The sequence below is a fragment of the Streptomyces monashensis genome, from assembly GCF_001866665.1.
Taxonomy (GTDB): Bacteria; Actinomycetota; Actinomycetes; order Streptomycetales; family Streptomycetaceae; genus Streptomyces; species Streptomyces monashensis.
In genome coordinates this window covers 1-709 of sequence record NZ_MLYO01000213.1, presented here as the reverse complement: position 1 = coordinate 709, position 709 = coordinate 1, and the positions used below count along the sequence as shown (strand labels likewise).

Below are 709 nucleotides of genomic sequence, written 5' to 3'. Positions count from 1 at the left end.
GGTTCCTGACGCGGTGTGAGGTCGGGGGAAGTGGTGTTCGGTCAGGTCATGGCACTGCACCCCCGTCCGTATCCGACACAGGAGGCTGTCGATCACCTGGCGGTGGCCCCGCCACCGGCCGCACCGGCCGTTTCTCATGGGCAGCATCGGCCGCAGCAGATCCCACGCCTCGTCTGGGACTTGGGCGAGCCGTGCTGCTGGACGTGTTGCGGTGTCTTCGCAAGCATGGTGCGCAGAACACCCGGTTGCACACCGGAACTGCGAATCCGCACCGGTCCTACGACCTCTACGAGATGGTAGGGATCCAACGCCAGAACGATTACGTCCGCCACCGCAAGCGGATCGCCGTCTGATCCCGACGGAGATGCTCCGTAGTCCCTCGGTGATACGGATTCCCGAAGAATGGGTCCGGCTTGATTTCGCGGACAGGGCCTATTCGTCGGTGCCGTTGTTGCGGTGTCGGCGGTGCCAGGCGGTGGCGAGCATTCCGAGGAGCATGAGCAGGCCGCCTGTTGCGATGAGGATGTGTTGGGTGCTCAGGAGGTTGGTGCTCCATTCGGCGGCGGTGTCGGTGGGGGTGTCTTTGCGGGGTGTGGGGGTTGTGGGGGGTTTGGTGGTGTGGGGGAGGGCGTGGTCTTCGTTGTCGTCGTCGTGGTTGTTGTGGTCGTTGCAGTGGGTTTCAGGGAAGGGGAAGGCGCGTTTGTGGTTG

Annotated in this window: 1 protein-coding gene and 2 pseudogenes; 1 reads left to right on the top strand and 2 read right to left on the bottom strand. The window is 64.0% G+C overall.

What is annotated here, in order from left to right; all coding sequences use genetic code 11:
- Positions 1-138: pseudogene (locus tag BIV23_RS54255) on the bottom strand (IS5/IS1182 family transposase); the annotation flags it as partial.
- Positions 139-170: 32 nt separating this feature from the next.
- On the opposite strand from BIV23_RS54255, the pseudogene BIV23_RS53030 reads away from it, so the two are divergent.
- A pseudogene (locus BIV23_RS53030) lies at positions 171-353 on the top strand (GNAT family N-acetyltransferase); the annotation flags it as partial.
- A gap of 79 nt (positions 354-432) precedes the next feature.
- On the opposite strand, the gene BIV23_RS51045 reads toward BIV23_RS53030, so the two are convergent.
- Positions 433-709 (bottom strand): hypothetical protein (locus tag BIV23_RS51045; protein WP_177240277.1); only part of this gene is annotated, 277 nt, incomplete at its 5' end.